General features: G+C 72.6%; 20 protein-coding genes and 2 tRNA genes. 15 read left to right on the forward strand and 7 right to left on the reverse strand.

Features of this window, described 5'->3' with window-relative positions; translation table 11 throughout:
* Positions 1–55: 55 nt before the first annotated feature.
* From HS99_RS20270 to HS99_RS20280, 3 genes are all read left to right on the forward strand, one after another.
* Complete coding sequence (locus tag HS99_RS20270) at positions 56–1,459, forward strand: dipeptidase (protein WP_030554411.1); 1,404 nt, start codon at positions 56–58, stop codon at positions 1,457–1,459.
* Positions 1,460–1,601: 142 nt separating this feature from the next.
* Positions 1,602–2,543: an NAD(+) diphosphatase gene (nudC, locus tag HS99_RS20275; RefSeq protein ID WP_030287498.1), complete on the forward strand. Its 942-nt coding sequence runs from the start codon at positions 1,602–1,604 to the stop codon at positions 2,541–2,543.
* Positions 2,544–2,784: 241 nt separating this feature from the next.
* On the forward strand, positions 2,785–3,624 hold the full coding sequence (locus HS99_RS20280; protein WP_030287500.1) for a GntR family transcriptional regulator: 840 nt from the start codon (positions 2,785–2,787) through the stop codon (positions 3,622–3,624).
* Positions 3,625–3,660: 36 nt separating this feature from the next.
* Here HS99_RS20280 and HS99_RS20285 read toward each other — a convergent pair whose 3' ends face one another.
* Complete coding sequence (locus HS99_RS20285; RefSeq protein ID WP_030287501.1) at positions 3,661–3,918, reverse strand: mycoredoxin; 258 nt, start codon at positions 3,916–3,918, stop codon at positions 3,661–3,663.
* 209 nt (positions 3,919–4,127) lie between these two features.
* Here HS99_RS20285 and HS99_RS20290 point away from each other — a divergent pair, with 209 nt between their 5' ends.
* The 4 genes from HS99_RS20290 (at position 4,128) to HS99_RS48450 (ending at position 8,082) form a co-directional block, all read left to right on the forward strand.
* A complete protein-coding gene (locus HS99_RS20290; RefSeq protein WP_078938980.1) occupies positions 4,128–6,395 on the forward strand; it encodes an ATP-dependent DNA helicase UvrD2 in 2,268 nt (755 codons plus the stop codon).
* Between the two features lie 292 nt (positions 6,396–6,687).
* Positions 6,688–7,146: a hypothetical protein gene (locus HS99_RS20295; protein ID WP_050366588.1), complete on the forward strand. Its 459-nt coding sequence runs from the start codon at positions 6,688–6,690 to the stop codon at positions 7,144–7,146.
* 169 nt (positions 7,147–7,315) lie between these two features.
* Entirely contained in the window at positions 7,316–7,684 is a 369-nt protein-coding gene (locus HS99_RS20300) for a WhiB family transcriptional regulator (protein WP_370863281.1), read from the forward strand.
* A 77-nt stretch (positions 7,685–7,761) separates the two neighbouring features.
* Entirely contained in the window at positions 7,762–8,082 is a 321-nt protein-coding gene (locus HS99_RS48450; RefSeq protein ID WP_046386918.1) for a putative WhiB-interacting protein, read from the forward strand.
* Positions 8,083–8,199: 117 nt separating this feature from the next.
* Here the strand turns inward: HS99_RS48450 and HS99_RS20310 are convergent, their stop codons facing one another.
* From HS99_RS20310 to HS99_RS20320, 3 genes are all read right to left on the reverse strand, one after another.
* Positions 8,200–9,624, reverse strand: a complete 1,425-nt coding sequence (locus HS99_RS20310) for an ABC1 kinase family protein (RefSeq protein WP_046386915.1) — start codon at positions 9,622–9,624, stop codon at positions 8,200–8,202.
* Between the two features lie 281 nt (positions 9,625–9,905).
* Positions 9,906–10,508, reverse strand: coding sequence for a dihydrofolate reductase family protein (locus HS99_RS20315; protein ID WP_030287513.1), 603 nt, complete (start codon positions 10,506–10,508; stop codon positions 9,906–9,908).
* 377 nt (positions 10,509–10,885) lie between these two features.
* Entirely contained in the window at positions 10,886–11,974 is a 1,089-nt protein-coding gene (locus tag HS99_RS20320) for a TOMM precursor leader peptide-binding protein (protein WP_050366587.1), read from the reverse strand.
* Positions 11,975–12,397: 423 nt separating this feature from the next.
* Between HS99_RS20320 and HS99_RS20325 the strand changes: the two genes are divergently transcribed.
* On the forward strand, positions 12,398–12,973 hold the full coding sequence (locus tag HS99_RS20325) for a M48 metallopeptidase family protein (RefSeq protein ID WP_046386869.1): 576 nt from the start codon (positions 12,398–12,400) through the stop codon (positions 12,971–12,973).
* Between the two features lie 116 nt (positions 12,974–13,089).
* Here HS99_RS20325 and HS99_RS20330 read toward each other — a convergent pair whose 3' ends face one another.
* Positions 13,090–13,680: an NUDIX hydrolase gene (locus HS99_RS20330; protein WP_030282295.1), complete on the reverse strand. Its 591-nt coding sequence runs from the start codon at positions 13,678–13,680 to the stop codon at positions 13,090–13,092.
* Positions 13,677–15,209, reverse strand: a complete 1,533-nt coding sequence (locus HS99_RS20335; protein ID WP_030282293.1) for a zinc-dependent metalloprotease — start codon at positions 15,207–15,209, stop codon at positions 13,677–13,679. The genes HS99_RS20330 and HS99_RS20335 overlap by 4 nt, the downstream gene beginning before the upstream one ends.
* Positions 15,210–15,408: 199 nt before the next feature.
* On the opposite strand from HS99_RS20335, the gene HS99_RS20340 reads away from it, so the two are divergent.
* The 4 genes from HS99_RS20340 (at position 15,409) to HS99_RS20355 (ending at position 18,853) form a co-directional block, all read left to right on the forward strand.
* The gene (locus HS99_RS20340; RefSeq protein WP_072654697.1) at positions 15,409–16,557 is read left to right on the forward strand and encodes an NAD-dependent epimerase/dehydratase family protein; all 1,149 of its coding nucleotides are present in this window, start codon (positions 15,409–15,411) and stop codon (positions 16,555–16,557) included.
* Between the two features lie 149 nt (positions 16,558–16,706).
* The gene (locus HS99_RS20345; protein ID WP_223885980.1) at positions 16,707–17,147 is read left to right on the forward strand and encodes a molybdenum cofactor biosynthesis protein MoaE; all 441 of its coding nucleotides are present in this window, start codon (positions 16,707–16,709) and stop codon (positions 17,145–17,147) included.
* A gap of 377 nt (positions 17,148–17,524) precedes the next feature.
* Positions 17,525–17,698 (forward strand): hypothetical protein, encoded by a 174-nt coding sequence (locus tag HS99_RS20350; protein ID WP_305953118.1) that lies wholly within the window; start codon positions 17,525–17,527, stop codon positions 17,696–17,698.
* Between the two features lie 42 nt (positions 17,699–17,740).
* Positions 17,741–18,853, forward strand: coding sequence for a YlbL family protein (locus tag HS99_RS20355; RefSeq protein WP_030282284.1), 1,113 nt, complete (start codon positions 17,741–17,743; stop codon positions 18,851–18,853).
* Positions 18,854–18,910: 57 nt separating this feature from the next.
* On the opposite strand, the gene HS99_RS20360 is transcribed toward HS99_RS20355, so the two are convergent.
* Positions 18,911–19,483 carry a PPA1309 family protein gene (locus HS99_RS20360; RefSeq protein WP_030282282.1) on the reverse strand — a complete coding sequence of 191 codons (573 nt, stop codon included), beginning with the start codon at positions 19,481–19,483 and terminating at the stop codon, positions 18,911–18,913.
* Positions 19,484–19,695: 212 nt separating this feature from the next.
* Between HS99_RS20360 and HS99_RS20365 the strand changes: the two genes are divergently transcribed.
* The 3 genes from HS99_RS20365 (at position 19,696) to HS99_RS20375 (ending at position 23,004) form a co-directional block, all read left to right on the forward strand.
* Positions 19,696–22,719, forward strand: a complete 3,024-nt coding sequence (locus HS99_RS20365; protein WP_030551251.1) for a UPF0182 family membrane protein — start codon at positions 19,696–19,698, stop codon at positions 22,717–22,719.
* 66 nt (positions 22,720–22,785) lie between these two features.
* Positions 22,786–22,859: transfer RNA gene (locus tag HS99_RS20370), tRNA-Met, on the forward strand.
* 71 nt (positions 22,860–22,930) lie between these two features.
* Positions 22,931–23,004, forward strand: a tRNA-Met gene (locus HS99_RS20375).
* Positions 23,005–23,344: the final 340 nt, after the last annotated feature.

A 23,344-nucleotide genomic window follows, 5' to 3' on the forward strand; every position in this document is an offset into this window, starting at 1 on the left:
CCGGCACCCGGAGGGCCGGGGCGGGCACCCGCACGGGCGAACTACAGTCGTCGGTATGACGAGAACCCCGGACAGCGCCGTCCGCTCCTTCATCGACCAGCACCAGGCCGCGTTCCTCGCCGACCTCTCCGAGTGGCTGGCCATCCCCTCGGTCTCCGCCGACCCCGAGCGGGCCGGCGACGTGCGCCGCTCCGCCGAGTGGCTGGCGGCCAAGCTGCGCGGGACCGGCTTCCCGGTCGCCGAGGTGTGGGAGACCGACGGGCTGCCCGCGGTGTTCGCCGAGTGGCCGTCCGGGGACCCGTCCGCGCCGACCGTGCTGGTCTACGGGCACCACGACGTGCAGCCCGCCGCCAAGGAGGACGGCTGGGACACCGACCCCTTCACCCCGACCGTCGTCGGCGAGCGGCTGTACGCGCGCGGCGCGGCCGACGACAAGGGCCAGGTCTTCTTCCACACCCTCGGCGTTCGCGCCCACCTGGCCGCCACCGGCCGCACCGCGCCGGCCGTCACCCTCAAGCTGCTGATCGAGGGCGAGGAGGAGTCCGGCTCGCCGCACTTCGCCGACCTGGTCCGGCGCGAGGCCGAGCGGCTGGCCGCCGACGTGGTGGTCATCTCCGACACCGGCATGTGGTCCGAGACCACCCCGACCGTGTGCACCGGCATGCGCGGCCTCGCGGACGCCCAGCTCGACCTGTACGGGCCGGACACCGACATCCACTCCGGCTCCTTCGGCGGCGCCGTCCCCAACCCGGCCCAGGTCGCGGCCGAACTGGCCGCCGCCCTGCACGACGACGACCGCAGGGTCGCGATCCCGGGCTTCTACGACGGGATCGTGGAACTGACCGAGCGCGAGCGCGAGCTGTTCGCCGAACTGCCCTTCGACGAGGCGCAGTGGCTGCGCGTCGCCAAGTCGTACGGCACCCGCGGCGAGGCCGGGTACTCCACCCTGGAGCGGGTCTGGGCCCGTCCGACCGCCGAGGTCAACGGCATCTGGGGCGGCTACACCGGCCCCGGCGGCAAGACCATCGTGCCGTCCTCGGCCCACCTCAAGCTGTCCTTCCGGCTGGTCGCCGGGCAGGAGGTGGAGAAGGTCCGCGAGGCCGTCCGGACCTGGGTCGCCGAGCAGGTGCCCGAGGGCATCCGGTACGAGCTGGTCTTCCCGGGCGCGACCCGGCCCTGCCTGACCCCGCTGGACCACCCGGCGCTGCAGTCCACCGTCCGCGCGATGGGCCGCGCCTTCGGGCAGAAGATCCTCTTCACCCGCGAGGGCGGTTCCGGCCCCGCGGCCGACCTGCAGGACGTGCTGGGCGCGCCGGTGCTGTTCCTCGGCATCTCGGTGCCCTCGGACGGCTGGCACTCGGTCAACGAGAAGGTCGAGCTGGACCTGCTGGCCAAGGGCGTCGAGACCGCCGCCTACCTGTGGGGCGACCTGGCCGAGAACTTCCGGCCCGGCGCGTGAGCCCGCGCGCTGCGGGCGCGCCTCGTGTGGGCCCGCGCGCTGTCGGCCCGCGTGCCGTGGGGCCCGCGCGTTGTGGGCCCCTTCGCGCACATCGCAGTCAGATCACTCATCCGGATGATTCACCACGTGGGGATGGAACGAAGTGAGCACCGTGCCTGAGACCGAGCGCCCGCAGGCCCTGGCCCTGGCCAGGGCGGGGGTGGACCGGGCCGCCGAGCACCGGTTCGACGAGCCCTGGCTGGCCGCCGCCTGGAGCCACCCCACCACCCGGGTCCTGCCGATCGCCGGCGGCGAGGCCTTCGTCGTCGACACCGCGCAGGGCACCGAACTCGTCCTGCTGCCCTCCTTCGAGGCGCCGCAGACCGGGGACCGCTACTTCCTCGGCACCGACGAGGACGGCGTCTCCTACTTCGCGCTGGCCGGCGAGAGCCTGCCCGGGCGGCTGGACGGCGACGCCCGCCCGGCCGGCCTGCGCGAGGTCGGCGCGCTGCTGTCCGACCGCGACGCGGGCCTGCTGGTGCACGCCGTCGCCCTGGAGCACTGGCACCGGCTGCACAGCTTCTGCTCGCGCTGCGGCCACCCGACCGAGAAGGCCGGCGCCGGGCACGTGCGGCGCTGCACCTCCTGCGCGGCCGAGCACTACCCGCGCACCGACCCTGCGGTGATCATGGTGATCACCGACGAGCAGGACCGCTGCCTGCTCGGCCGCCAGGCCCTGTGGCCGGAGGGCCGCTGGTCCACGCTGGCCGGCTTCGTCGAGCCGGGGGAGTCGATCGAGCAGGCGGTGGCCCGTGAGGTCCAGGAGGAGGCGGGGGTGCGGGTCGGCGAGGTCCGGTACGTCGCCAGCCAGCCCTGGCCGTTCCCGTCCTCCCTGATGCTCGGCTTCATGGGCAAGGCCCTGCCCGGCGGCACCGACATCACCGTGGACGGCGAGGAACTGGCCGAGGCGCGCTGGTTCTCCCGCGAGGAGCTGCGCGCCGGGATGGAGGCCGGCGAGATCCTGCCGCCCTCCGGCATCTCGATCGCCCGCCACCTGGTCGAACTCTGGTACGGCGAGCCGCTGCCGTCGGCGGCGCGCTGGTAATCCTGTACGAATTCCCCGGCGACTGCGGGGAGTTCCGGGCCCGCGGGGGCGCGCGACTCAAGGTGCGCGCCCCCGATTTCCTTTTCCATCCCTTCCCGCACCCGCCACGACCAGCTGTTCGTGGCCGGACGGGCCAGTTCTGCTACCGCCGGGCCCTCCGACGCCCCCACCGCCGACCCGCGCGGACGACATTGCCGGAAACGGCTGAAACCGCGTCACCGCGCTCGCTACATTCACTCGGGTGACAATCCCCCGGGGCACCGCCCAATCCCCCAAATACCAGCGCCTCGCCGCCGACCTGCGCCGCCGGATCGCCGAAGGCGAGTTCACCACCGACGCCGCCCTCCCCGTCGAGAGCGAACTGGAACGCCAGTACGGCGTCGCCCGCAACACCGTCCGGCTCGCCGTCGACGTCCTGGTCAACGAAGGCCGCCTCGTCCGCCTCCAGGGCAAGGGCACCTACCTGCGCGAACACCCCGTCCTCGACCACCACGCCTACGGCCCCACCCTGCCCCCGGCACCCCGCGACTGCCTCGCCGCACCCTCCGACGTCTACCTCGGCGAAGCCGCCGAAGCCGGGCGCGAACTCAGCACCGACTTCGAGATGATGATCGTCCGGGCCCGCGTCGACATCGCCGAACGCCTCGGACTGCGCCCCGGCGAGACCATCGTGGTCCGCCGCCAGCTGCGCCTGCTCGACCGCGAGCCGTACTCCATCGAGGAGAGCCACTACCGGGCCGGCCTCGCCGCCGGCACCCCGCTGATGGAACCCGACCCCGTCGAGGGCGGGGACGAAGCCGTCCTCGCCGCCCTCGGACGCACCGAGATCGGCGCCGTCGACCACCTCGTCGCCCGGATGCCCGGCCCCGAGGAGGCCCAGTGGTTCCAGGGCGGCCCCGGCGTCCCGCTCGTGGTCCAGACCCGGGTCACCTACGACCGGCGCGGCCCCGTCCGGGTCATCGAGACCCGCTACTCGGCCGACCGCAGCCGGCTCGTCTACGGCATCGGCGACCTCAGCGCGCGCACCACCCTGCCCGCCCCCGCCACCCCCGTCGACCCGGCCCGGGCCGACGCGCCGTGAGGCTCGCCGACCCCGGCCGGCCGTCCCGACGCCCGGTCAGGCGGCCAGGGCCTTCTTGACCTGGATCAGGCTCGGGTTCGTCATCACCACCTGCTCGCCGCCGCCCACCGGCTGGACCAGCACCGTCGGCACCGTCTGGTTGCCGTTGTTCACCGACTCCACGAAGGCCGCCGACGCCGGGTCCTCCTCGATGTTGATCTCGGTGTAACCGATGCCTTCACGGTCCAGCTGGCTCTTGAGTCGGTTGCAGTACCCACACCAGGTCGTGCTGTACATCGTCACGGTGCCGGACATCGAGGGGGCTCCTTCGGAAGAGGGGTTCGTACGGTCTCACAGCCGCAACGTCCACCGGGCGGCCGGCATTCCGGCGCCCGTACCGACAGCGGCGACCCCGAACGGGACGCGGCGATGCGGAGCGATGCGGAGGGATGCGGAGGGATCATCCTGCGATCACACCGGGCCTGTGGACAACCCCGCCCCCGTTGTCCCACCGGGCTGAGAAGATGGAACGCATGCAGGAAGACCTCTTGAGCGGCAGCCCGTACGACGCCCCCCACGGCTCCCCCTGGGCCGACCCCGGCGCCGCCACCGGCCCCGACGCCGTGCTCGCCGGGCTCGACCCCGAACAGCGCGCCGTCGCCACCGCCCTGCACGGCCCCGTCTGCGTCCTCGCCGGCGCCGGCACCGGCAAGACCCGCGCCATCACCCACCGCATCGCCTACGGCGTGCGCAGCGGCGTCTACCAGCCCGCACAGGTCCTCGCGGTCACCTTCACCGCCCGCGCCGCCGGCGAGATGCGCGGCCGACTGCGCCAGCTCGGCGCCGACGGCGTCCAGGCCCGCACCTTCCACGCCGCCGCCCTGCGCCAGCTCCAGTACTTCTGGCCCCGCGCCGTCGGCGGCCCGGTGCCCCAGCTCCTCGAACGCAAGGTCCAGCTCGTCGCGGAGGCCGCCGGCCGTTGCGGACTGCGCGTCCAGCGCACCGAACTGCGCGACCTCACCGCCGAGATCGAATGGGCCAAGGTCACCCAGACCTCCCCCGAGGACTACCCCGCCGCCGTCGCCAAGTCCGGCCGCGAAGCCCCCCGCGACCCCGCCGAGACCGCCCAGGTCTACCGCGTCTACGAGGAGACCAAGAGCCGTCGCGGCAACATCGACTTCGAGGACGTCCTGCTCCTCACCGCCGCCATCCTGGAGGACCGCCCCGACATCGCCGAGCAGGTCCGCAACCAGTACCGGCACTTCACCGTCGACGAGTACCAGGACGTCTCCCCGCTCCAGCAGCGCCTGCTCGACCAGTGGACCGGCCCCGGCGGCGGCGCCAGCCTCTGCGTCGTCGGCGACGCCAGCCAGACCATCTACTCCTTCACCGGCGCCACCCCCGACTACCTGCTGAACTTCCGCAGCCGCCACCCCGACGCCACCGTCGTCAAGCTCGTCCGCGACTACCGCTCCACCCCCCAGGTCGTCCACCTCGCCAACGGACTGCTCGCCCAGGCCCGCGGCGAGGCCGCCCGCCACCGCCTCGAACTCGTCTCCCAGCGCGAGGCCGGCCCCGAACCCGTCTACACCGAGTACGAGGACGAACCCACCGAGGCCGAGACCACCGCCCGCCGGATCAGGGACCTCCTCGCCACCGGCGTGCGCGCCAGCGAGATCGCCGTCCTGTTCCGCACCAACGGCCAGTCCGAGGTCTACGAACAGGCCCTCGCCGACCTCGGCGTCCCCTACCAGCTCAAGGGCGCAGAACGGTTCTTCGAACGCCCCGAGGTCCGCGACGCCGGCGTCCTGCTGCGCGGCGCCGCCCGCGCCGCCGCCGACCCGCTCACCGCCGGCGCCCCCGACCTCGCCGGCCAGGTCCGCGCCGTCCTCGCCAGCCGCGGCTTCACCCCCGAACCGCCCGCGGGCTCCGGTGCCGTCCGCGACCGCTGGGAATCCCTCGCCGCCCTCGTCCGCCTCGCCGAGGAGTTCGAGCGCACCCGCACCGCCGAAGGCCTCGGCACCGACCTCGCCGCCTACGTCGCCGAACTCGACGCCCGCGCCGCCGCCCAGCACGCCCCCGCCGTCGAAGGCGTCACCCTCGCCTCCCTGCACGCCGCCAAGGGCCTCGAATGGGACGCCGTCTTCCTCGTCGGCCTCACCGAGGGCACCCTGCCGATCATCTACGCCAAGACCGACGAACAGATCGAGGAGGAACGCCGCCTCCTCTACGTCGGCGTCACCCGCGCCCGCAAGCACCTCAGCCTCTCCTGGGCCCTCTCCCGCTCCCCGGGCGGCCGCGCCTCCCGCAAGCCCAGCCGCTTCATGGACGGGCTGCGCCCCGGCTCCTCCGCCCCGGGCGCACGCACCGGCGCGCGGGGCGGGCGGGGTGGCGTCGAGCCCGGCGAGCGCTCGGCCGCCCGGCGGGTCCGCGGCCCGGTCAAGTGCCGGGTCTGCGACAAGCCGCTCACCGATGCCGTCGAACGCAAGCTGCGCCGCTGCGAGGACTGCCCGTCCACGATGGACGAGGCGCTGTACGAGCGGCTGCGCGAGTGGCGGGCCCGGCAGGCGAAGAAGCAGGGCGCCCCGGCGTACGTGGTGTTCACCGACGCGACCCTGATGGCGATCGCCGAGGACGTGCCCGCCGGCCGCCAGGAACTGGCCCTGATCTCGGGGGTCGGCGCCATGAAGCTGGACAAGTACGGGGCCGCCGTGCTCTCGTTGTGCGCGGGGGAGGAGCCCGAGGAGGATCCGGACGGCGTCGAGGACGACGGTCCGGTCGATCCGGCGTGAGCCGGCACGGGCGCGGTCCAGGGGACTGCTCGGGGGACTTCGCAACCGCTGCGGAACGTCGCGCGGATCCTGCCGTCGACGGCGCCGCGTGAACTCGCGTGAAAAATAGTTTGCGCGGCATACCGGGAGCGCAATAGCCTGCCGGGGCGGTCAAGGGGACGCGGTCGCACGGGGTCACACCTGTGCCGATCTCCCTCGCCCCGCAGCTTCACCAGCTTCACCGAGACAGACATCCGAACATTCGGAGCCCGGGGAACCAGGCTCCGCGAGACGCCGAGAGGAGGCGAAGACAGTGGGAAACATCATGATCACCAAAATGACTGGCCAGACCGTTGTCGCTGCCTCCCTGCGTGCCGCCCGTCTGCGGGCGCTCGCCGAGCTCGGTGGAACCGGTCTGGGTCTCGACGCCACCGGTGTCTCCGTCGCCTCCGCTGTCAGTGGTCTTGGACACACTGATCTGTGCCTCACGGGCGGCAGGAGTGTCGAAGGCACCGCTGTCGAGACCGGTCTGTCCCGTGACTGGGCGTCGGTCGACGCGTCGCGTCCCGAGCGCGATGAGCGACCGACCCAGGCACCGAAGGCGGCCGTAGCCGCCGCCATGCATGGCGGCTATGCGCAGGTCATCGGTGCCGGAAACGCCCAGAAGCAGAACGAGCAGCAGATCAACCAGGCCACGGCCGCCTTTATCGGCGCCAAGGCCATCCGGATGCGGGCCTTCCGCGGGCCTGAACCCTGGAGAGAACGAACCTGAGCCAGCCTCAGGTCGGCACCTCCAGGGCCGCGGAACCCGTCACACCGGGATCCGCGGCCCTTCTGTTTTGTCCGGTACGCAAGACCACCCCAGGCCCTCCGGGGCCTCCGGCCCAGCACCACCAGTCCACTGGGCCGGAACCACTGAGAAGACGAGGAAGACGCCCACAGTGTCCACGGTCATCACGCCGCCCATCCCGTCCGTACCGCCGACAAGCCAGATCACCAAGGCCGACCAGGCCGACCCTCCGGAGGTTCCGTTCATGCAGCTCAACTCGATCGAGCAGGCCGAGGCGCTCGGTCTCCCCATCCCTTGCCGCGCCTTCGACCCCGAGGTCTTCTTCGCCGAGACGCCCGCCGACGTCGAGTACGCGAAGTCCCTCTGCGGCACCTGCCCGGTGAAGGAGGCCTGCCTCGCCGGCGCCCTGGAGCGTCGCGAGCCGTGGGGCGTCTGGGGCGGCGAGCTGTTCGTCCAGGGTGTCGTCGTGGCCCGCAAGCGGCCGCGTGGGCGTCCGCGCAAGACCGAGGTCATGGCGTGAACCCCGCCGAGCACGTCAGGGCCGTCCGCCGGGGCGAGCAGCCCCCGCTGGACACCGCCCTCCGCCGGTCCGTACGGATCGCCGCCGCCAAGGCCGACACAGCGGCCAGCACCCGCCCATTCCCGAGCACGCACCACGAGCAGGACCACCACATGACCCCCGCCGCCATCGATCCCACCGTCCGCGCCGAGCAGACCACTGAACTTCAGATCCAGAACAGGACCCTCGAAATGCAACTCCTGCATGAATCCCTGGCCCGTGCCCATATGCAAGACAGGCTCCACGAGGCCGAGGAACAACGCCTCGTCAGCCGGGTCGTCCGGGCGCGCAAGCTCCGGCAGCGGGCCGAGCGGGCCTCCATGCGGGCGCGCAAGGCGCTCGCCGTCGCGCTGATGTAGGCGCACCGCCGCTGATCCGACTGACCCCCGTCGTGCCGCAGGCCGCCCCCCGTTCGAGGGGAGCGGCCTGCGGCCGTTGCGGTCGGCTGCCGTTGTCGGTCGTCCTTGGGTGCTCCCTCAGGGACGGGCGGGCTTGGTGGTCGTCCTGGCCGGCGCCGTGGTGTGCTTCGCGGGCCCGGCCGCCTTGGCCGGGTTCGCGGCCTTCGCAGGCGGCTCGTCGGAGAACTCGGGCAGCCACTCCAGCATCTCGGCGCGGAACGGTGCCTTGGCGCCCAGCTGGCACAGCACCCCGATGGTGCTCAGCGTCACCCGGTGGATCAGCAGGTACGCGGGGGGCAGGTTCAGCTGCTTGCCCAGGTTGTAGGCGGGAGAGCGCGGATCGGCGATCCGGGCCGCCTGGGCGCGCATCCAGGCCCGGGTGAAGTGGAAACTGTCCACGGCAGCCGGCTCGATGATCGGCAGCAGATAGTCCAGCACCGCGTCCGGGTCCAGCTGGATCGAGGGCTTCACGAAGCCCTCCTCGCGGAGCATCTTCAGCACGCCCGCGGCGTCCCCGGCCAGTGCCATCCGCAGCGAGGCCCCGATCGGCGCGGGCAGCCCGCCCGGCAGCCGGTCCACCGTGCCGAAGTCCAGCACCCCGAGCCGCCATCCCTCGGCCGGGCCGTCGTCCTTCAGCAGCCGGAAGTTGCCCGGGTGGGGGTCGGCGTGCAGCAGACCGGTCCGGGACGGCCCGGCGAACAGGAACCGGGCCAGCAGCTGCCCGGCGCGGTCACGCTCCTCCTGGGTGCCGTTCGCGATCACCTCGGCCAGCGGGGTGCCGTCCATCCACTCGGTTACCAGCACCTGGTCGGCCTGTGCCACCACGACCGGCACCACGATGTCCGGGTCGCCGGCGAACTCCTCGGCGTGCCGACGCTGGGCCTGGGCCTCCAGCTCGTAGTCCAGCTCCTCCGAGACGCGCTCGCGCAGCTCGTTGATCAGCGGCTTGATGTCCAGCCCGGGGATCAGCGGGCCGACCAGCCAGGCCACCCGGCTCAGCTGGGAGAGGTCGGCGAGCAGCGCGTCGCCCGCGCCCGGGTACTGCACCTTGACCGCAACCTGCCTGCCGTCGTGCCAGACCGCCCGGTGCACCTGGCCGATCGAGGCGGCCGCCGCCGGGCGGTCGTCGAACTCCAGGAACAGCTCGCGCCAGTTGCTCCCGAGCCGCTGGGCGAGCGCGGTGTGCACCTTGGCGGCGGGCATCGGGGGAGCGGCGTCCTGCAGCTTGGTGAGCGCGGCCCGGTACGGCCCGGCGACCTCCTCGGGCAGGGCGGCCTCGAAGACGGACAACACCTGCCCGAACTTCATCGCCCCGCCCTTGAGCTCGCCCAGGACCTTGAACAGCTGGTCGGCGGTGGCCTGCTGGAGCTCGGCCGTCACCACCTCGGCGGATCGGCCGCCTATGCGCTTGCCCAGTCCGAGCGTGGCGCGGCCGGCTATCCCCAGCGGCAGGGCGGCGAGCCGTGCCGTGCGGGTCACTGCCTTGCGCGGAAGATCGCTCACCCGGGCCTCCAATCGCCTGGCCCCCCGACACCGGACGGCCCACCATCACTAGGCCATTGTGCCCGCTTCCTGGTCTGCTCCCGCCGGTATTTCACGGGGGACGACGGGCGGTGGCCTTCCTTTGCGGGGAGCTGGGCGGCTCGGTCTGGTGGGGAGTCGCCGGTGGCGGACTCGGTCGTGCGGGCGGTGGCCTGGTGTGGGCCGGGCGGCGGTGCGGGGTGATGCTGTTTCGGTGGTCGTCACAGGAAGTCGGCGGGGCCGACTTCCTGTGACGTGGGGTGTCAGGCGTCGGCTTGGGTGGCGCGGCGGTAAGTGGCCAGGTGGACGCCGGTCCTGGCGGTCGTGGTGGAGACCAGCTCCAGGGTGCGCCGCACGCCGTCGGCCGGGAAGAGCGACTTGCCGCCGCCGAGCAGTACGGGCATCACCATGAGCCGGAGTTCGTCCACCAGGTCCTCGCCGAGGAGGGAGCGGACGAGGGTCGGGCTGCCCATGATCAGCAGATCCCCGCCGTCGGCCGCGCGTTGCCCCCGGATCCAATCGACGGCCGCGGTGCCAGGGACGAGGGTGCTGTTCGTCCAGGTGAGGTCAGCTTCGTCGAGGGTGTCGGAGACGACGTACTTCTTGATCGAGTTCATCCGGTCGGCGAGCGGGTCGCCGGCCCGCTCGGGCCAGGCGGCGGCCATGGTGCGCCAGGTGCGGCGGCCGAACAGCAGGGCGTCGGTGCTGCTCATCGCCTCGTTGATGAACGGGCCGATGGTCTCCGGGTCGAAGAACGGGTGGGACCAGCCGCCGTGGGCGAAGCCTCCGTCGGTGTCCTCCTGCGGGGCGCCGGGGGCCTGGACGACGCCATCGAGGCTGATGAACTCGCTGATCACGATGCGCATGGGGTGCTCCTCCGGTGGCTTGCTCGGGGTTGTGCAATGGAGACCGGGGGGCCGGGCGAGACTCATTGCCCGTAAGTAGTGACCCTGGTCACATTGTTGACGCTTCGGGGGCCCGCCCCCCTCCCCCCACCCCCCCGCTCGCCCTCCTCCTCCCGCCTCACCCGCCAGCTGCCCACCCGCCTCCAGCCCTCGCTCCGCTCCTTCGGAACAGCGGCTCCGCCTCTCCCGGCCCGCGCCCTGCCCCGGGCAGGGCGCGGGCCATGGGCTCACCTGGCCGGGCGTTCCGCCCGTTTCGGTCGGGGCCTCAGGTCGGGCGGCTGCTGAGCCCTGCAGCCGCCGGGCCCGGGCCCGGTACCTTGCTCGTTCCTCGCTCCCTCTCACCCCGGTGGCAGCGGCTGCCACAGACAGCCGCAGTCCGGGTGTCCTCGTAGCCGTAGGCGGCGGGGCATCCCGTCGCCCGCCGAGATCTCGCACCAGCCGTCCACGCTCGGCGGTCGGCCGCCGTCCAGGTACACCTGGACGTGCAGTGCCGCCAGGCCGGCGACGGCCGTCGCCAGGGCGGTGTCGCAGGCCGGTGTGCGGGCCCGGCCGGGGCCGTTGTCGGCCAGCTGGGCCAGGACCCGCGGCCAGGCCGCGTCCTCGTCCTCCCGCCGCAGCACCAGGCAGTGCCCGCAGGCCGACCGTCCTGGGATCACCAGCGGCCCGATGATGCCGAACTCCTCGACCACGCCCACGTACAGGTGGGGCACCCCGGCGCGGAGCAGCAGCCGGGCCTCGTACGTCCCGCCTGCGAAGGCGGCGCTGCCGTCCCGGGGCGCGAGGACCACGAAGTCGGGTGGCGGGTCGTCGGACTTCCGCCGTGGCACCGGGACCAGTGGTCGGCCTGTGGCCCGCTGCACCGTCTCCCGGGCGACCGTCGAGCGCAGCCGTCCGACGTCTGCGGGTGGCAGCCCCGCGGGCGAGCAGTCGGCGGGCTGGACCCGCCCGCTGTCAGCCACCGTGACGCTGCCGGTGCCGCCGGCGGCGAGCACCGCCGCCACGGCCGCGCCGACCCGGCCCGCGCCGCGCACCTCGATCCGGGTCTCGGCCCGCCGGGCCAGGACCGCCGGTGCGGCGCCCGGGCCGGAGTGGACCAGGGACAGCGAGGCGAGGTCGGGCCCGAGCAGGTCCCGGTGGGGCCGGGGGAAGTGGGAGAGCGCCCGGTCGGTCGCTTCCGCGTCGTCCAGCAGCCCGGTCTCCTCCAGTTCGCTCAGCAGCGTGTCGGCGGGTTCGCGCCCGAGGCCGATCCGCTCGCCGGCGGACAGCAGCTCGGGTCGGTCGCGCGTTCCGTCGACGAGTTCGAGGAACTCGCACAGCGTCTTGTCGGCGTTGCCGAGCACCCCGGCGTACCGGGTGACGGTGCCGAACTGCAGGGTCTCGGAGTCCCGCCAGCTGCGGGACAGAGCGGGCTTCAACACGAGGCGCACGACGATCTCCCTTCCGATCGTTTCCGGACGGCTGACCGCAGCATGCCCCATCGCGCAGACCGCGCGCAGAAAGTTATCCACAGGCCTGGAGTTATGATCACAACATCTGTTCGCGCACCTTGTGGATAACTGCCCATCCCCTCTGGCGTCGGTTTCCGGACACCCCCTGTCGGCCTTTCGTTCCCGATCGCTCCATGAAAGTTTTCGGCCACGGCACCGGACTTCTGTCAGCCGCACCGGGTAACGTCGTGTGCCATGGCAGCCGAGCGGGACTCCCATCGATCGGCGTCGCGTCGGCGTGCCCGTGCAGCGACCGGGTCGCAGGTGGCGGCGCCGAGCACGCGCGGGCGCCCGGACGGGAAGCAGCGCGAGAAGCAACACGAGAGCCAGCAGGCGGCGTCGCAGCTCCCGCCCTCCGGTGCGCTGCCCCCGGAGGGGCACGACCGCAGCCGGGTCGAGGTGCGGCGCAGCGCGCGCCGCAGCCGTACCGTCTCCGCCTACCGCGAGGGCGATCGCACCGTCGTCCTGATTCCGGCCCGGATGTCGCACGCCGAGGAGCAGCGCTGGGTGACGCAGATGCTGGAGAAACTCGCCGCGCAGGAGCGCCGGCGGATCCTCGGGGACGACGCCCTGATGGGCCGGGCCCGGGAGTTGTCGGCGGCCTACCTGGGCGGTCGCGCCCAGCCGGTCCAGGTCCGCTGGGTGACGAACCAGAATTCGCGCTGGGGCTCGTGCACGCCCAGCGAGGGGACGATCCGGCTGTCCCACCGGTTGCAGGGCATGCCGGAGTACGTGCTGGACTACGTGCTGTTGCACGAGCTGGCGCACCTGCTGGTGCCGGACCACGGCCCGGCGTTCTGGGCGCTGCTGGAGGCCTATCCCCGAACTGAGCGGGCCCGCGGCTATCTGGAGGGAGTGGTGTCCGCCGCGCGGCTGCCCCACATTCCGGGTGCCCGGCACGGCGCGCCGAGTCCGGATCCGGCGGCCTCCTGCGGCTGACGGGGCCTGGGGCGCCGAGGAGGCCCGAGGGGCTGAGGCGGCTTGAGGAAGACTGACCGAAAAGGGGGCGCGGGCTCATCGGCCCGCGCCCCCTTGGCGCGCTTCACCTCAGTCGGTCAGGCGGTCAGCCGCCGTGCCCGGGCGACCAGGTCGCGCACCGAGTGGTCGGTGAGTTCCGGCAGCCGGTCGAAGTCGAACCAGCGCAGGTCCAGCGACTCCTCGCTGATCAGCGCCTGCGCCCCGGCCGGGGCCAGCGCGATGTACTGGACGTCCAGGTGGGTGTTCTCCGGCCGGTCCTTGCCGGTGCAGCGGACCTGGTGGCGGTCCAGCTTGGCGGGGACGGGGGCACCGTTCTCCCGCAGCAGGGTGAGGTCGGGGATGCCGGACTCCTCGACGGCCTCGCGCAGCGCGGCGGAGGCGAGGTCGGCGTCGCCGGGCTCGCAGTGCCCGCCCATCTGCAGCCACATGCCGACCTTGGGGTGCAGGGTGAGCAGCACCCGCCCCGCCGCCGGGTCGATGACGGCCGCGCTCGCCGTGAGGTGGGCGGGCAGGCAGGACCGGTACACGCCCTCGGGTTGTTCGGCGAGGTGCGCGAGGTAGTCGAGCCGCAGCTGTTCCTGGTCCTGGTCGGCGGGCCGCCAGTCGGTCAGGGTGCGGACGGCGTCCGCGTGCAGGGTGGACGTCGTGCCCGTCCCGGTGGCCGTCATGCGGTGGGCTCGCCCTTCCCGTCGGTGCCGTCCTGGTCGGTCCCCGGCGCATCGCCCTTCGGCCGCTCGTCCTTGGTGAGGTCGGGCTTGCCGGCCGCGGCCTCGCCGAGCAGCTTGTCGAGGGCGTCGAAGTCGAAGCCGCCCTCCAGGTCGCCGCTGCCGCGGTGCACGAAGGCGTCCGGGTCGTCCAGGTCGGCGGCGGTGGGCAGCATGTCGGGGTGCTGCCAGAGGGCGTCGCGGCCCTCGATGCCGCGGGCGTCGGCGAGCAGTGCCCACAGCCGGGCGGCGTCGCGCAGCCGGCGCGGGCGCAGTTCCAGGCCGACCAGGGTGGCGAAGGTCTGCTCGGCGGGCCCGCCGGCGGCGCGGCGGCGGCGGACGGTCTCGCGCAGCGCGCCGGCCTGCGGCAGGTGGGGTTCGGCAGCGGCGTGGACGACGGCGTCGACCCAGCCCTCGACCAGCGCGAGGGCGGTCTCCAGGCGGGCGAGCGCGGCCTTCTGCTCGGGAGTGTCCTCGGGCTGGAGCAGGCCTCCGGCGAGGGCCTCCTGGAGGGCCTCCGGGTTGCTCGGGTCGAGCTGGCCGGCGAGTTCCTCCATGCGGGAGGTGTCGACCTTGATGCCGCGGGCGTAGGCCTCGACGGCGCCGAGCAGGTGGGCCCGCAGCCACGGCACGTGGGCGAAGAGCCGCTGGTGGGCGGCCTCGCGCAGGGCGAGGTAGAGCCGGACCTCCTCGGCGGGCACGTTCAGGCCCTCGCCGAACTCGGCGACGTTCTGCGGCAGCAGGGCGGCCTTGCCGGCCGGGGCGAGCGGCAGGCCGACGTCGGTGGAGCCGACGACCTCGCCGGCCAGGGCGCCGAGCGCCTGGCCGATCTGGGTGCCGAACATGGCGCCCCCCATGGAGCGCATCATGCCCATCAGCGGGCCGGCCATGGCCTGCATCTCCTCGGGAAGGACGCCGCCCATGGCGGTGCCGACGCGCTCGGCGACGGGGTCGACGAGGTCCTTCCAGACCGGGAGGGTGGCCTCGATCCACTCGGCGCGGCTCCAGGCGACGGCGGTGCCGGCGCCGGAGGGGAACTCGGTGACGCCGTCGAGCCACAGGTCGGCCAGGCGCACGGCCTCCTCGACGGCGGCGCGCTCGGCGGCGCCGACCGAGCGGTCCTTGCTCTTGCCCTCGGCGGGTTCGGCGACGACGGTCTGCCGGGCGATGTTCTGGGCGAGTTCCCAGTTCACCGGGCCGCCCTCGAAGGAGAGCATCTGTCCGAGCTGCTGGAACGCGGCGCCGAGGTCACCGGGGTTCAGGCCGCCGAACATCGCGCCGAAGGGGTTGTCGGCTCCGGCGCCGCCGGGGCCGCCCGGGGCGCCGGGCATGCCGAACATCGCGCCGAAGGGGTTGCCGGCTCCGAAGCCGAACGGCTGGGGGCCGCCGCTGCCTTCCTGGCCCTGCTCCTTCTTCTGCGCGTCGTCGGGCTTGGCCTTGCCGTCCTCGGGCTCCTCGGGCGGAACGCCGAATCCGAAGGGAAGGTCGCTCACGGGGTCCTCGATCCGGTCGGCCGTCATGCGGGTGTGGCGGGAAGTGCTGCCGCCCGGGGGTCCGGTGGAGCGGGGGACTCGTGGGCGGCTCCCGCACGCAAGGCCCGCGCCGGGTGCACCGCCGGGCCTTCGCCTCGGGCAGGATGGACGTACGTGACACACGTCCGTACGCACATAAGCTAACCGTGGAGGATGGCCGGTGAGTTCCCCGCCCTCGGACGTTCGCTCTGGGCTGACCGCAGGAGAGGACGACCCGGACACCACGGTGTCGCCGCCTCCAGCCTACGGCGGGCGGCCGTTGACCGTGGCCGTCACCGGCGCGGCGGGGGTGCTGGGCGAGCGGGTCGCGGCCCGGCTGGTGGCCTCGCCCCACGTGCGCAGGGTGCTGGCGGTGGACGACCGGCGCGGTGAGGTCGCGGGCGTGCAGTGGCGGGTGCTGGACGTACGGGATCCGGCGGTCGCCGAGCGGCTGGCCGGGGTCGACGTGGTGGTGCACCTGGCGATGGACTTCGGCATGGAGTCCGATCCGCGGGCCCGCAGCGCCTACAACGTGCGCGGCGCCCAGACGGTGCTGACCGCGGCCGCGGCCGCCGGGGTGCACCGGGTGGTGCTCTGCACCTCCGCGATGGTCTACGGCGCGCTGGCCGACAACGAGGTGCCGCTGGCCGAGGACTCCGAGCTGCGGGCGACGGAGGAGGCCTCGCTGGTCGGGGACCTGCTGGAGATCGAGCGCCTGGCCCGGCGGGCGCCGCGGGCCCACCCCGGCCTGCAGGTGACGGTGCTGCGCCCGGCGGTGGTGGTGGGTCCCGGGGTGGACACCGTGCTGACCCGGCACTTCGAGGCGCCCAGGCTGCTGGTGGTGGCCGGTTCCCGCCCGTGCTGGCAGTTCTGCCACGTGGAGGACCTGGCGGCGGCGTTGGAGTACGCGGCGCTGGGCCTGGTCGAGGGCGAGGTGACGGTCGGCTGCGACGGCTGGCTGGAGCAGGAGGACGTGGAGCGGCTGTCGGGGATCCGGCGGATGGAGCTGCCGGCCGCGCTGGCGCTCGGGACGGCGGCCCGCCTGCACCGGCTGGGCCTGACCCCGGCCCCGGCGGGGGATCTGGCGTACACCATGTACCCGTGGGTGGTGTCCGGCAGCCGGCTGCACGAGGCGGGCTGGCGGCCGGAGTTCACCAACGAGCAGGTGCTGGCGGAACTGCTGGCGCAGGTGTCCGGCAAGCACGCGGTGGCGGGGCGACGGCTGGGCGGCAAGGAGGCGGCGACCAGTCTGGGGGCGGCCGGGGCGACGGTGGCGCTGGTCGGTACGGCGGCGCTGGTGCGCCGGGCCCGCAAGCGGCGACGCTTCTGATCCGAGGGACTCCCGGGCGGGCACCGGACGAGCGGTGACGAACGGCCGGGCATCGAACGGGCCGCCTGGATTCTCACGATGCGAAATTTCGCAATCGTGATGCGGAAGCCCCTTGCCGGGGGCGGACCCGGATGGGGAATCATGGAGTCATGTCCGAGAACCACGACCCCATCCGCCTGCTCGCCATCCGTGAGGCCCCGCTCTCCCTGGACGAGGTGTACGAGGCGGTCGGCGACGACGCGGCCGGCGGCACCACCGTCTTCGTCGGAACGGTCCGGGACCACGACGGCGGCAAGTCGGTCTCCGCGCTGGAGTACAGCTGCCACCCCACGGCCGAGGATGAGATGCGCCGGATCGCCGAGAAGGTCGTCGCCGACTTCCCGGTCAAGGCGCTCGCGGCGGTGCACCGGGTGGGCCGGCTGGAGATCACCGACAAGGCCGTGATCGTCGCCGTCTCCTGCGCGCACCGCGGGGAGGCCTTCGCAGCCGCCCGCCGGCTGATCGACGACCTCAAGCACGAGGTGCCGATCTGGAAGCACCAGGTCTTCGCCGACGGCGAGGAGGAGTGGGTCGGCGCCGGCGGCTGCTGACCGCCACCCGCACCCCGCACCCCGCACCCCGCACCCCGGCATCCCGGCATTGCGCGCCGGGCATCCCGCACCCCGGCATCCCGCGCCAGGTACCCCGCACCCGACGGCCCTCGCCCGGCGGCCTCCGCCGCGCTGCCTCCGGGCGCCGGTCCCGACCGCGTGCGGCGGAACCGGCCGCACACGGAGCGCGTCCCCCGGGTCAGGCGCGCCGCGGTTTCACCCGAACGGGTCCGGCGCGGTGGGCCGAATACTCCATGGAAGTGAGCCGATCGGCCGTCCCGTAACCCGGACGGCGCCGGTCGAGTTGTCCGCCGGAGTGGTTAATCTGCTCATAGACACGACGAGCTGGGAGTACTGATATGGGTGCGCTCGCCTGGTTGATCATTCCGGTTGTCGCCGTCCTGGTCGCCGCCGCCTGGGCGAGCTGGGCCCAGCGGGCCCCGAAGGCGACGGGGGACCCGGCCTCCCTCGCCGAGCACCGGCGCTTCATGGCCGCGATGGAACGCACCACGGCCGGCACCTCCGCGCCGGGGGAGCACTCCGGTCGGTAGCCCGGCGGGCGCCGCGTCACCCGCGTCCCGTACTGTCGTGGCATGCCACGCCGCTCCGCGACGATGCTCGCTGCCACCCTGCTGCTCATAGCGCTGCTCTGCGTCTCGGTGCTGATGAAGGTGCCGTACACGGAGATGAGCCCGGGCCCGACGTACAACACGCTCGGCGAGCAGGGGGGCAAGCCGGTGATCACCATCACCGGTCACGACTCGTACCGGGCCTCCGGGCACCTCAACATGACCACGGTGCAGGTGACCGGGGCGAAGTACGAGCCCAGCCTGGTCAACGCGGTGATCGGCTGGATGCGCGACGACGTGCTGGTGGTGCCGCACGACAACGTCTACCCCAAGGGCCAGTCCGACGCGGACGCCAAGAAGCAGAACGCCGAGGAGTTCGCCTCCTCCGAGGACAGCGCCCGCACCGCCGCGCTCAAGCAGCTGGGCGTCCCGGTCGGCAACGAACTGATCGTCAAGTCGGTCACCGCGGGCGCCCCGGCCGAGGGCCGGCTGCACGCGGGGGACCAGATCGTCGCGGTGGACGGCGCCGCCGTCGACTCGGTCGACCAGGTGGTCGCCGCCGTCACCAAGCACAAGCCCGGCGAGTCGGTGGTCTTCACCGTGGTGCCGCGCGTCAAGGACACCTCCGGCAACGGCTCGGCCACCCCGGGCGCGAAGACGGACGTCACCGTCCCGACCGTGCGGGCCAAGGACCTCGACCCGAAGGCCCCGGCCGAGCGGGCCGAGCTCGCCGTGGTCGGCATCGGCACCGGGATCCGGCACACCTACCCGTTCCAGATCGACATCGGCCTGCAGGACGTCGGCGGCCCCAGCGCCGGGCTGATGTTCTCGCTCGGCATCGTCGACAAGCTCACCCCCGGCGGCGACCTCACCGGCGGCAAGTTCGTGGCCGGCACCGGCACCATCGACGACGACGGCAAGGTCGGCCCGATCGGCGGGATATCGATGAAGCTGATCGCCGCCCGGGACGCCGGGGCCCAGTACTTCTTCACCCCGTCCTCGAACTGCGCCGAGGCCACCAAGAACGTGCCGTCCGGGCTGACCCTGATCAAGACGGACACCCTGGACGGCGCGCTGAAGTCGCTGGAGCAGATCCGCTCCGGGCAGACCTCCGCGCTGCCGTCCTGCCCCGAGTAAGACCGTCGGGCAAGACCCGTCAGGCAAGGGCGTCGGGTGAGACCGCCGGGCGAGGGCTCAGGAGAAGGTCGCCAGCAGCGCGTCGGTCAGGCCGGGCACCAGGTCCGGGCCGGTCAGCACCTCGCGGGCGACGTCCTTGGAGCGCAGCCGCAGGGCGATCTCCTTCCGGCCGTCGCGCAGCACGGCGGCGGTGATCCGCACCTCCTCGCGCTTGGGGTGGTTGGCGACCCACTCGGCGAGCTGGGCGTCGGAGGCGCCGCGGGGGCGGGACTGCTCGGCGCCCGGCGGCAGCATCAGCCGCTCGACGACCAGGGCGCAGCCGGCCACCGCGTCGGGCCAGGCGATGGTGCCGAGGAACTTGTCGAGTTCGGTGCCGGCCGGGATCTCTTCCTGCTCGACCGGGGTGAGGCCGGGCTCGTCGCCGTCGGAGAGGCCGAGCTGCTTGGCGATCCGGGGGTCGGCCTTGCGCAGGGCGGCGCTGTCCACCAGGGCGAACAGTCGGGCCGGGAGGTCCCAGCCGAGGGTGGCGGCGTACTCGTCGATCTCCAGCGCGGCCCGGGTGAGCGGGGTGGCGGCGGGGAGCTTGGAGACGTCGTCGGGGGAGTTGTTCAGATCAGACGCGTCGGACATGACTCAATCCTCACACGCCGGGCGGTGGGCGCTCGCCGGAGCGGCCGGGGGAGAGGGCGGGAGGGAACGCGGGAGGGCGCGGGGACGGGGGCGGTGGGGGCGGCGTAGTAACCGTCTGCTAACGGTGGGAACTCGACCAAAGCCTGGTTAAGTTTCTCTGACGACCGACCGATTCCAGACGACACAGCTGAGGTGCCACCGTGGTATTCCAGATGCCGGAACGCTCAGGGCCGGGTTTCCGGCGGAGGGTGGGCCCGCCTTCCCGGCGGGCGCGGGTGGCCCTGCTGACCCTGGGCGTACTCGCGGTGCTGTTCCTGCTGTTCGTCATGTTCGCCGGGTTCTGGACGGACTGGCTGTGGTTCAGGTCGGTCCACTACTCCTCGGTCTTCACCACCCAGCTGTGGACGAAGATCGGGCTGTTCGCGGTGTTCGGCCTGCTGATGGCGGTGATCGTCGGCTTCAACATCTGGCTGGCGCACCGGCTGCGGCCGCCGCTGTCGGCGATGTCGGTGGAGCAGCAGAGCCTGGACCGCTACCGGGCGGGGCTGGCACCGTTCAAGCGCTGGGCGCTGATCGGCGTCTCGCTGGTGATCGGCCTGGTGGCGGGCGCGGCGGCGTCGGGCCAGTGGCGGACCTGGCTGATGTGGACGAACGCGACGCCCTTCGGCGAGAAGGACGCCCAGTTCGGCATGGACGTCTCGTTCTACGCCTTCGACCTGCCGTTCTACGAGTTCGTGCTGGGCTTCGCGTTCAGCGCGGTGATCGTCTCGCTGCTGACCTCGGCGCTGGTGCACTACCTGTACGGGGGGCTGCGGCTGCAGGGTCCGGGCCGTCGGGCGAGCGCGGGCGCGCAGGGGCACCTGGCGGTGCTGCTGGGCGTGTTCGTGCTGCTGAAGGCGGTGGCGTACTGGTTGGACCGGTACGCGCTGGCGGTGAAGACCGGCTCCTACAAGGGGGTGTCGGGCTGGACGGGCCTGCGCTACGTGGACGCCAACGCGTTCCTGCCGGCCAAGACGATCCTGTTCTTCGTCGCGATCATCTGCGCGGTGCTGTTCTTCCTGACGCCGATCCGCCGCACCTGGGCGCCGGCCCTGATCGGGCTGGGGCTGATGGTGCTGTCGGCGGTGCTGATCGGCGGCCTGTACCCGGCGATCGTGCAGCAGTTCCAGGTCAAGCCGAACGAGCAGGCCAAGGAGACGCCGTACATCCAGAAGAACATCGACGCGACGCGGCAGGCGTACGGGATCGCGGACGCGAAGACCACCCCGTACAGCCCGCAGGGCTCGACCACGGGTGACGCGCTGAAGCCGGACGCGCAGACCGTCGCGGACGTGCGGCTGCTGGACCCGAACATCGTCTCGCAGACGTTCCAGTCGCTGGAGCAGCAGCGCAACTACTACGCGTTCCCGAGCACGTTGTCGGTGGACCGCTACGGCACCGGCGCGGACAAGCAGGACACCGTGATCGGCCTGCGCGAGCTGGACCTCAACGGGGTGCAGCGCAACTGGATCAACGACCACTTCAAGTACACCCACGGCTACGGCGCGGCGGTCGCCAAGGGCAACCAGGTCGACGACAAGGGCGGCCCGGTGTTCACCGAGTCCGGCCTGCCGACCACCGGTGCGCTGGGCGACTACCAGCAGCGGATCTACTACGGCGAGAAGACGACGACGTACTCGATCGTCGGGGGCGCGAACAAGGAGATCGACTACACCGACGTCAAGACCGGCCAGAACGTGGAGTACACGTACGCCGGTGACAGCGGTGTCTCGCTGGACAACCCGGTCACCCGGGCCGCGTACGCGGTGCGCTTCGCCGAGCCGCAGATCCTGTACGCGGGGGCGATCACCGACGGCGCCAAGGTGATCTACAACCGGACGCCGAAGGAGCGGGTGGAGAAGGTCGCGCCGTGGCTGTCGATCGACGCCGACCCGTACCCGGTGGTGCAGGACGGCCACGTGGTGTGGGTGGTGGACGGCTACACCACCTCCGACGGCTTCCCGTTCTCGTCGAAGACGACGCTGGGCACCGCGACCAAGGACTCGCTGACCAACCAGCGCGGTGAGCTGCTGACCGTCGCCAACCAGGTCAACTACATCCGCAACTCGGTCAAGGCCACGGTGGACGCCTACACCGGCGAGGTGAAGCTCTACCAGTGGGACGAGAAGGACCCGGTGCTGAAGACCTGGATGAAGGCCTTCCCGGGCACGGTCGAGCCGAAGGCGGACATCCCGGCGTCGCTGCTGCCGCACCTGCGCTACCCGCAGGACATGTTCAAGGTGCAGCGCGACCTGCTCGGCCAGTACCACGTGACCGACGCCAACTCCTTCTTCAACGGCAGCGACATCTGGCAGGTCCCGGTGGACCCGACCAGCGACACCAAGCAGGTCCAGCCGCCGTACTACGTGACGGTGCGCACACCGGACGCCGCCGCCGCGAGCTTCTCGCTGACCAGCACCTTCGTGCCCAACCAGCGGCCCAACCTGGCGGCCTTCATGTCCGTCAACGCGGATCCGGGCGACGACTACGGGAAGATCCGCATCCTGAAGATGACGGGCGAGAGCGGGGCCCCCGGCCCCGGCCTGGTGCAGTCGAAGTTCAACTCCCGCCAGGAGGTGGCCTCGCAGATCTACGCGCTGAAGACCGGCGGGGACACCGAGCTGGAGTACGGCAACCTGCTGACCCTGCCGGTCGGCGGCGGGCTGCTGAACGTCGAGCCGGTGTACGTGCGCGGGCGCGGCGCCAAGTACCCGACGCTGCAGAAGGTCCTCGCGGTGTACGGGGACGACAACGTGGCGTTCGAGAACACCCTCGAGGACGCGCTCAAGAAGCTGTTCGCCGGGCAGGCCCCGCCGGCCACGCCGGTGGCGCCGTCCAGCCCGGGCGGCGGGACGGCCCCGGGTGGCGGCACGACGCCGGGCGGCGGCACCACGCCGGCCCCGGGGACGCCGACTCCGACGCCGACCGGTCCGGGCACCCCGGCGCCGGGCGGGACGATCTCGCCGGAGCTGCAGAAGGCGCTGTCGGACGCGGAGAAGGCGTACAACGACAGCCAGACCGCGTTCAAGAACGGCGACTGGGTGGCCTACGGCAACGCCCAGAAGGCGCTCGGGGACGCCCTGAAGGCGGCCGACGCGGCCCGCGGCGGCAGCCCGGCGCCGGTGCCGACGGCCGCGCCGACGGCGGCGCCGCCGTCGGCGCCGACCGGGTCGGGGGCGCCCAGCCCGCACCCGTAGTCCCCGCTGAGCTGCGGTGACCGTTTTTGGTTCCACCCCGTGTCCGTGCTACGGTTCTTTCACCGACGCGGGGTGGAGCAGCTCGGTAGCTCGCTGGGCTCATAACCCAGAGGTCGCAGGTTCAAATCCTGTCCCCGCTACACAGTGACAGTGGCCCGGAGGATCATTCCTCCGGGCCACTGTCGTTTTCGTGCTATTGTTCTATCACCGACGCGGGGTGGAGCAGCTCGGTAGCTCGCTGGGCTCATAACCCAGAGGTCGCAGGTTCAAATCCTGTCCCCGCTACACAGTGTCAGAGGCCCGGAGGATCATTCCTCCGGGCCTCTGACGTTTCCCGCGATGTTTCCGTCCGGAAGCGGTGGGAACCGCTCCGGTACTATCGACCGTCGCCAACGGGGGCGGCACCGGGGTTTGTGGGGTGGAAGTGTCGGGAAATCGACAAAGCGCCGAAGCAATTCCGTCGGCTTCAGGGCTGCCCCGCCCGAATTCGGCCGAGGCAGGTGTACGCGGGTAGCGGGTGATGCGACGATGGGACACACGGGGGACGGTGCACGGCCGCTGATGGGCCGTCGGGTCCGGCGCCTCTCCTGGGAGAAGTCCCCCCGGCCGTCGGCCGGGGCACGAT

Source organism: Kitasatospora aureofaciens (genome assembly GCF_001188955.3).
GTDB classification, from domain to species: Bacteria; Actinomycetota; Actinomycetes; order Streptomycetales; family Streptomycetaceae; genus Kitasatospora; species Kitasatospora aureofaciens.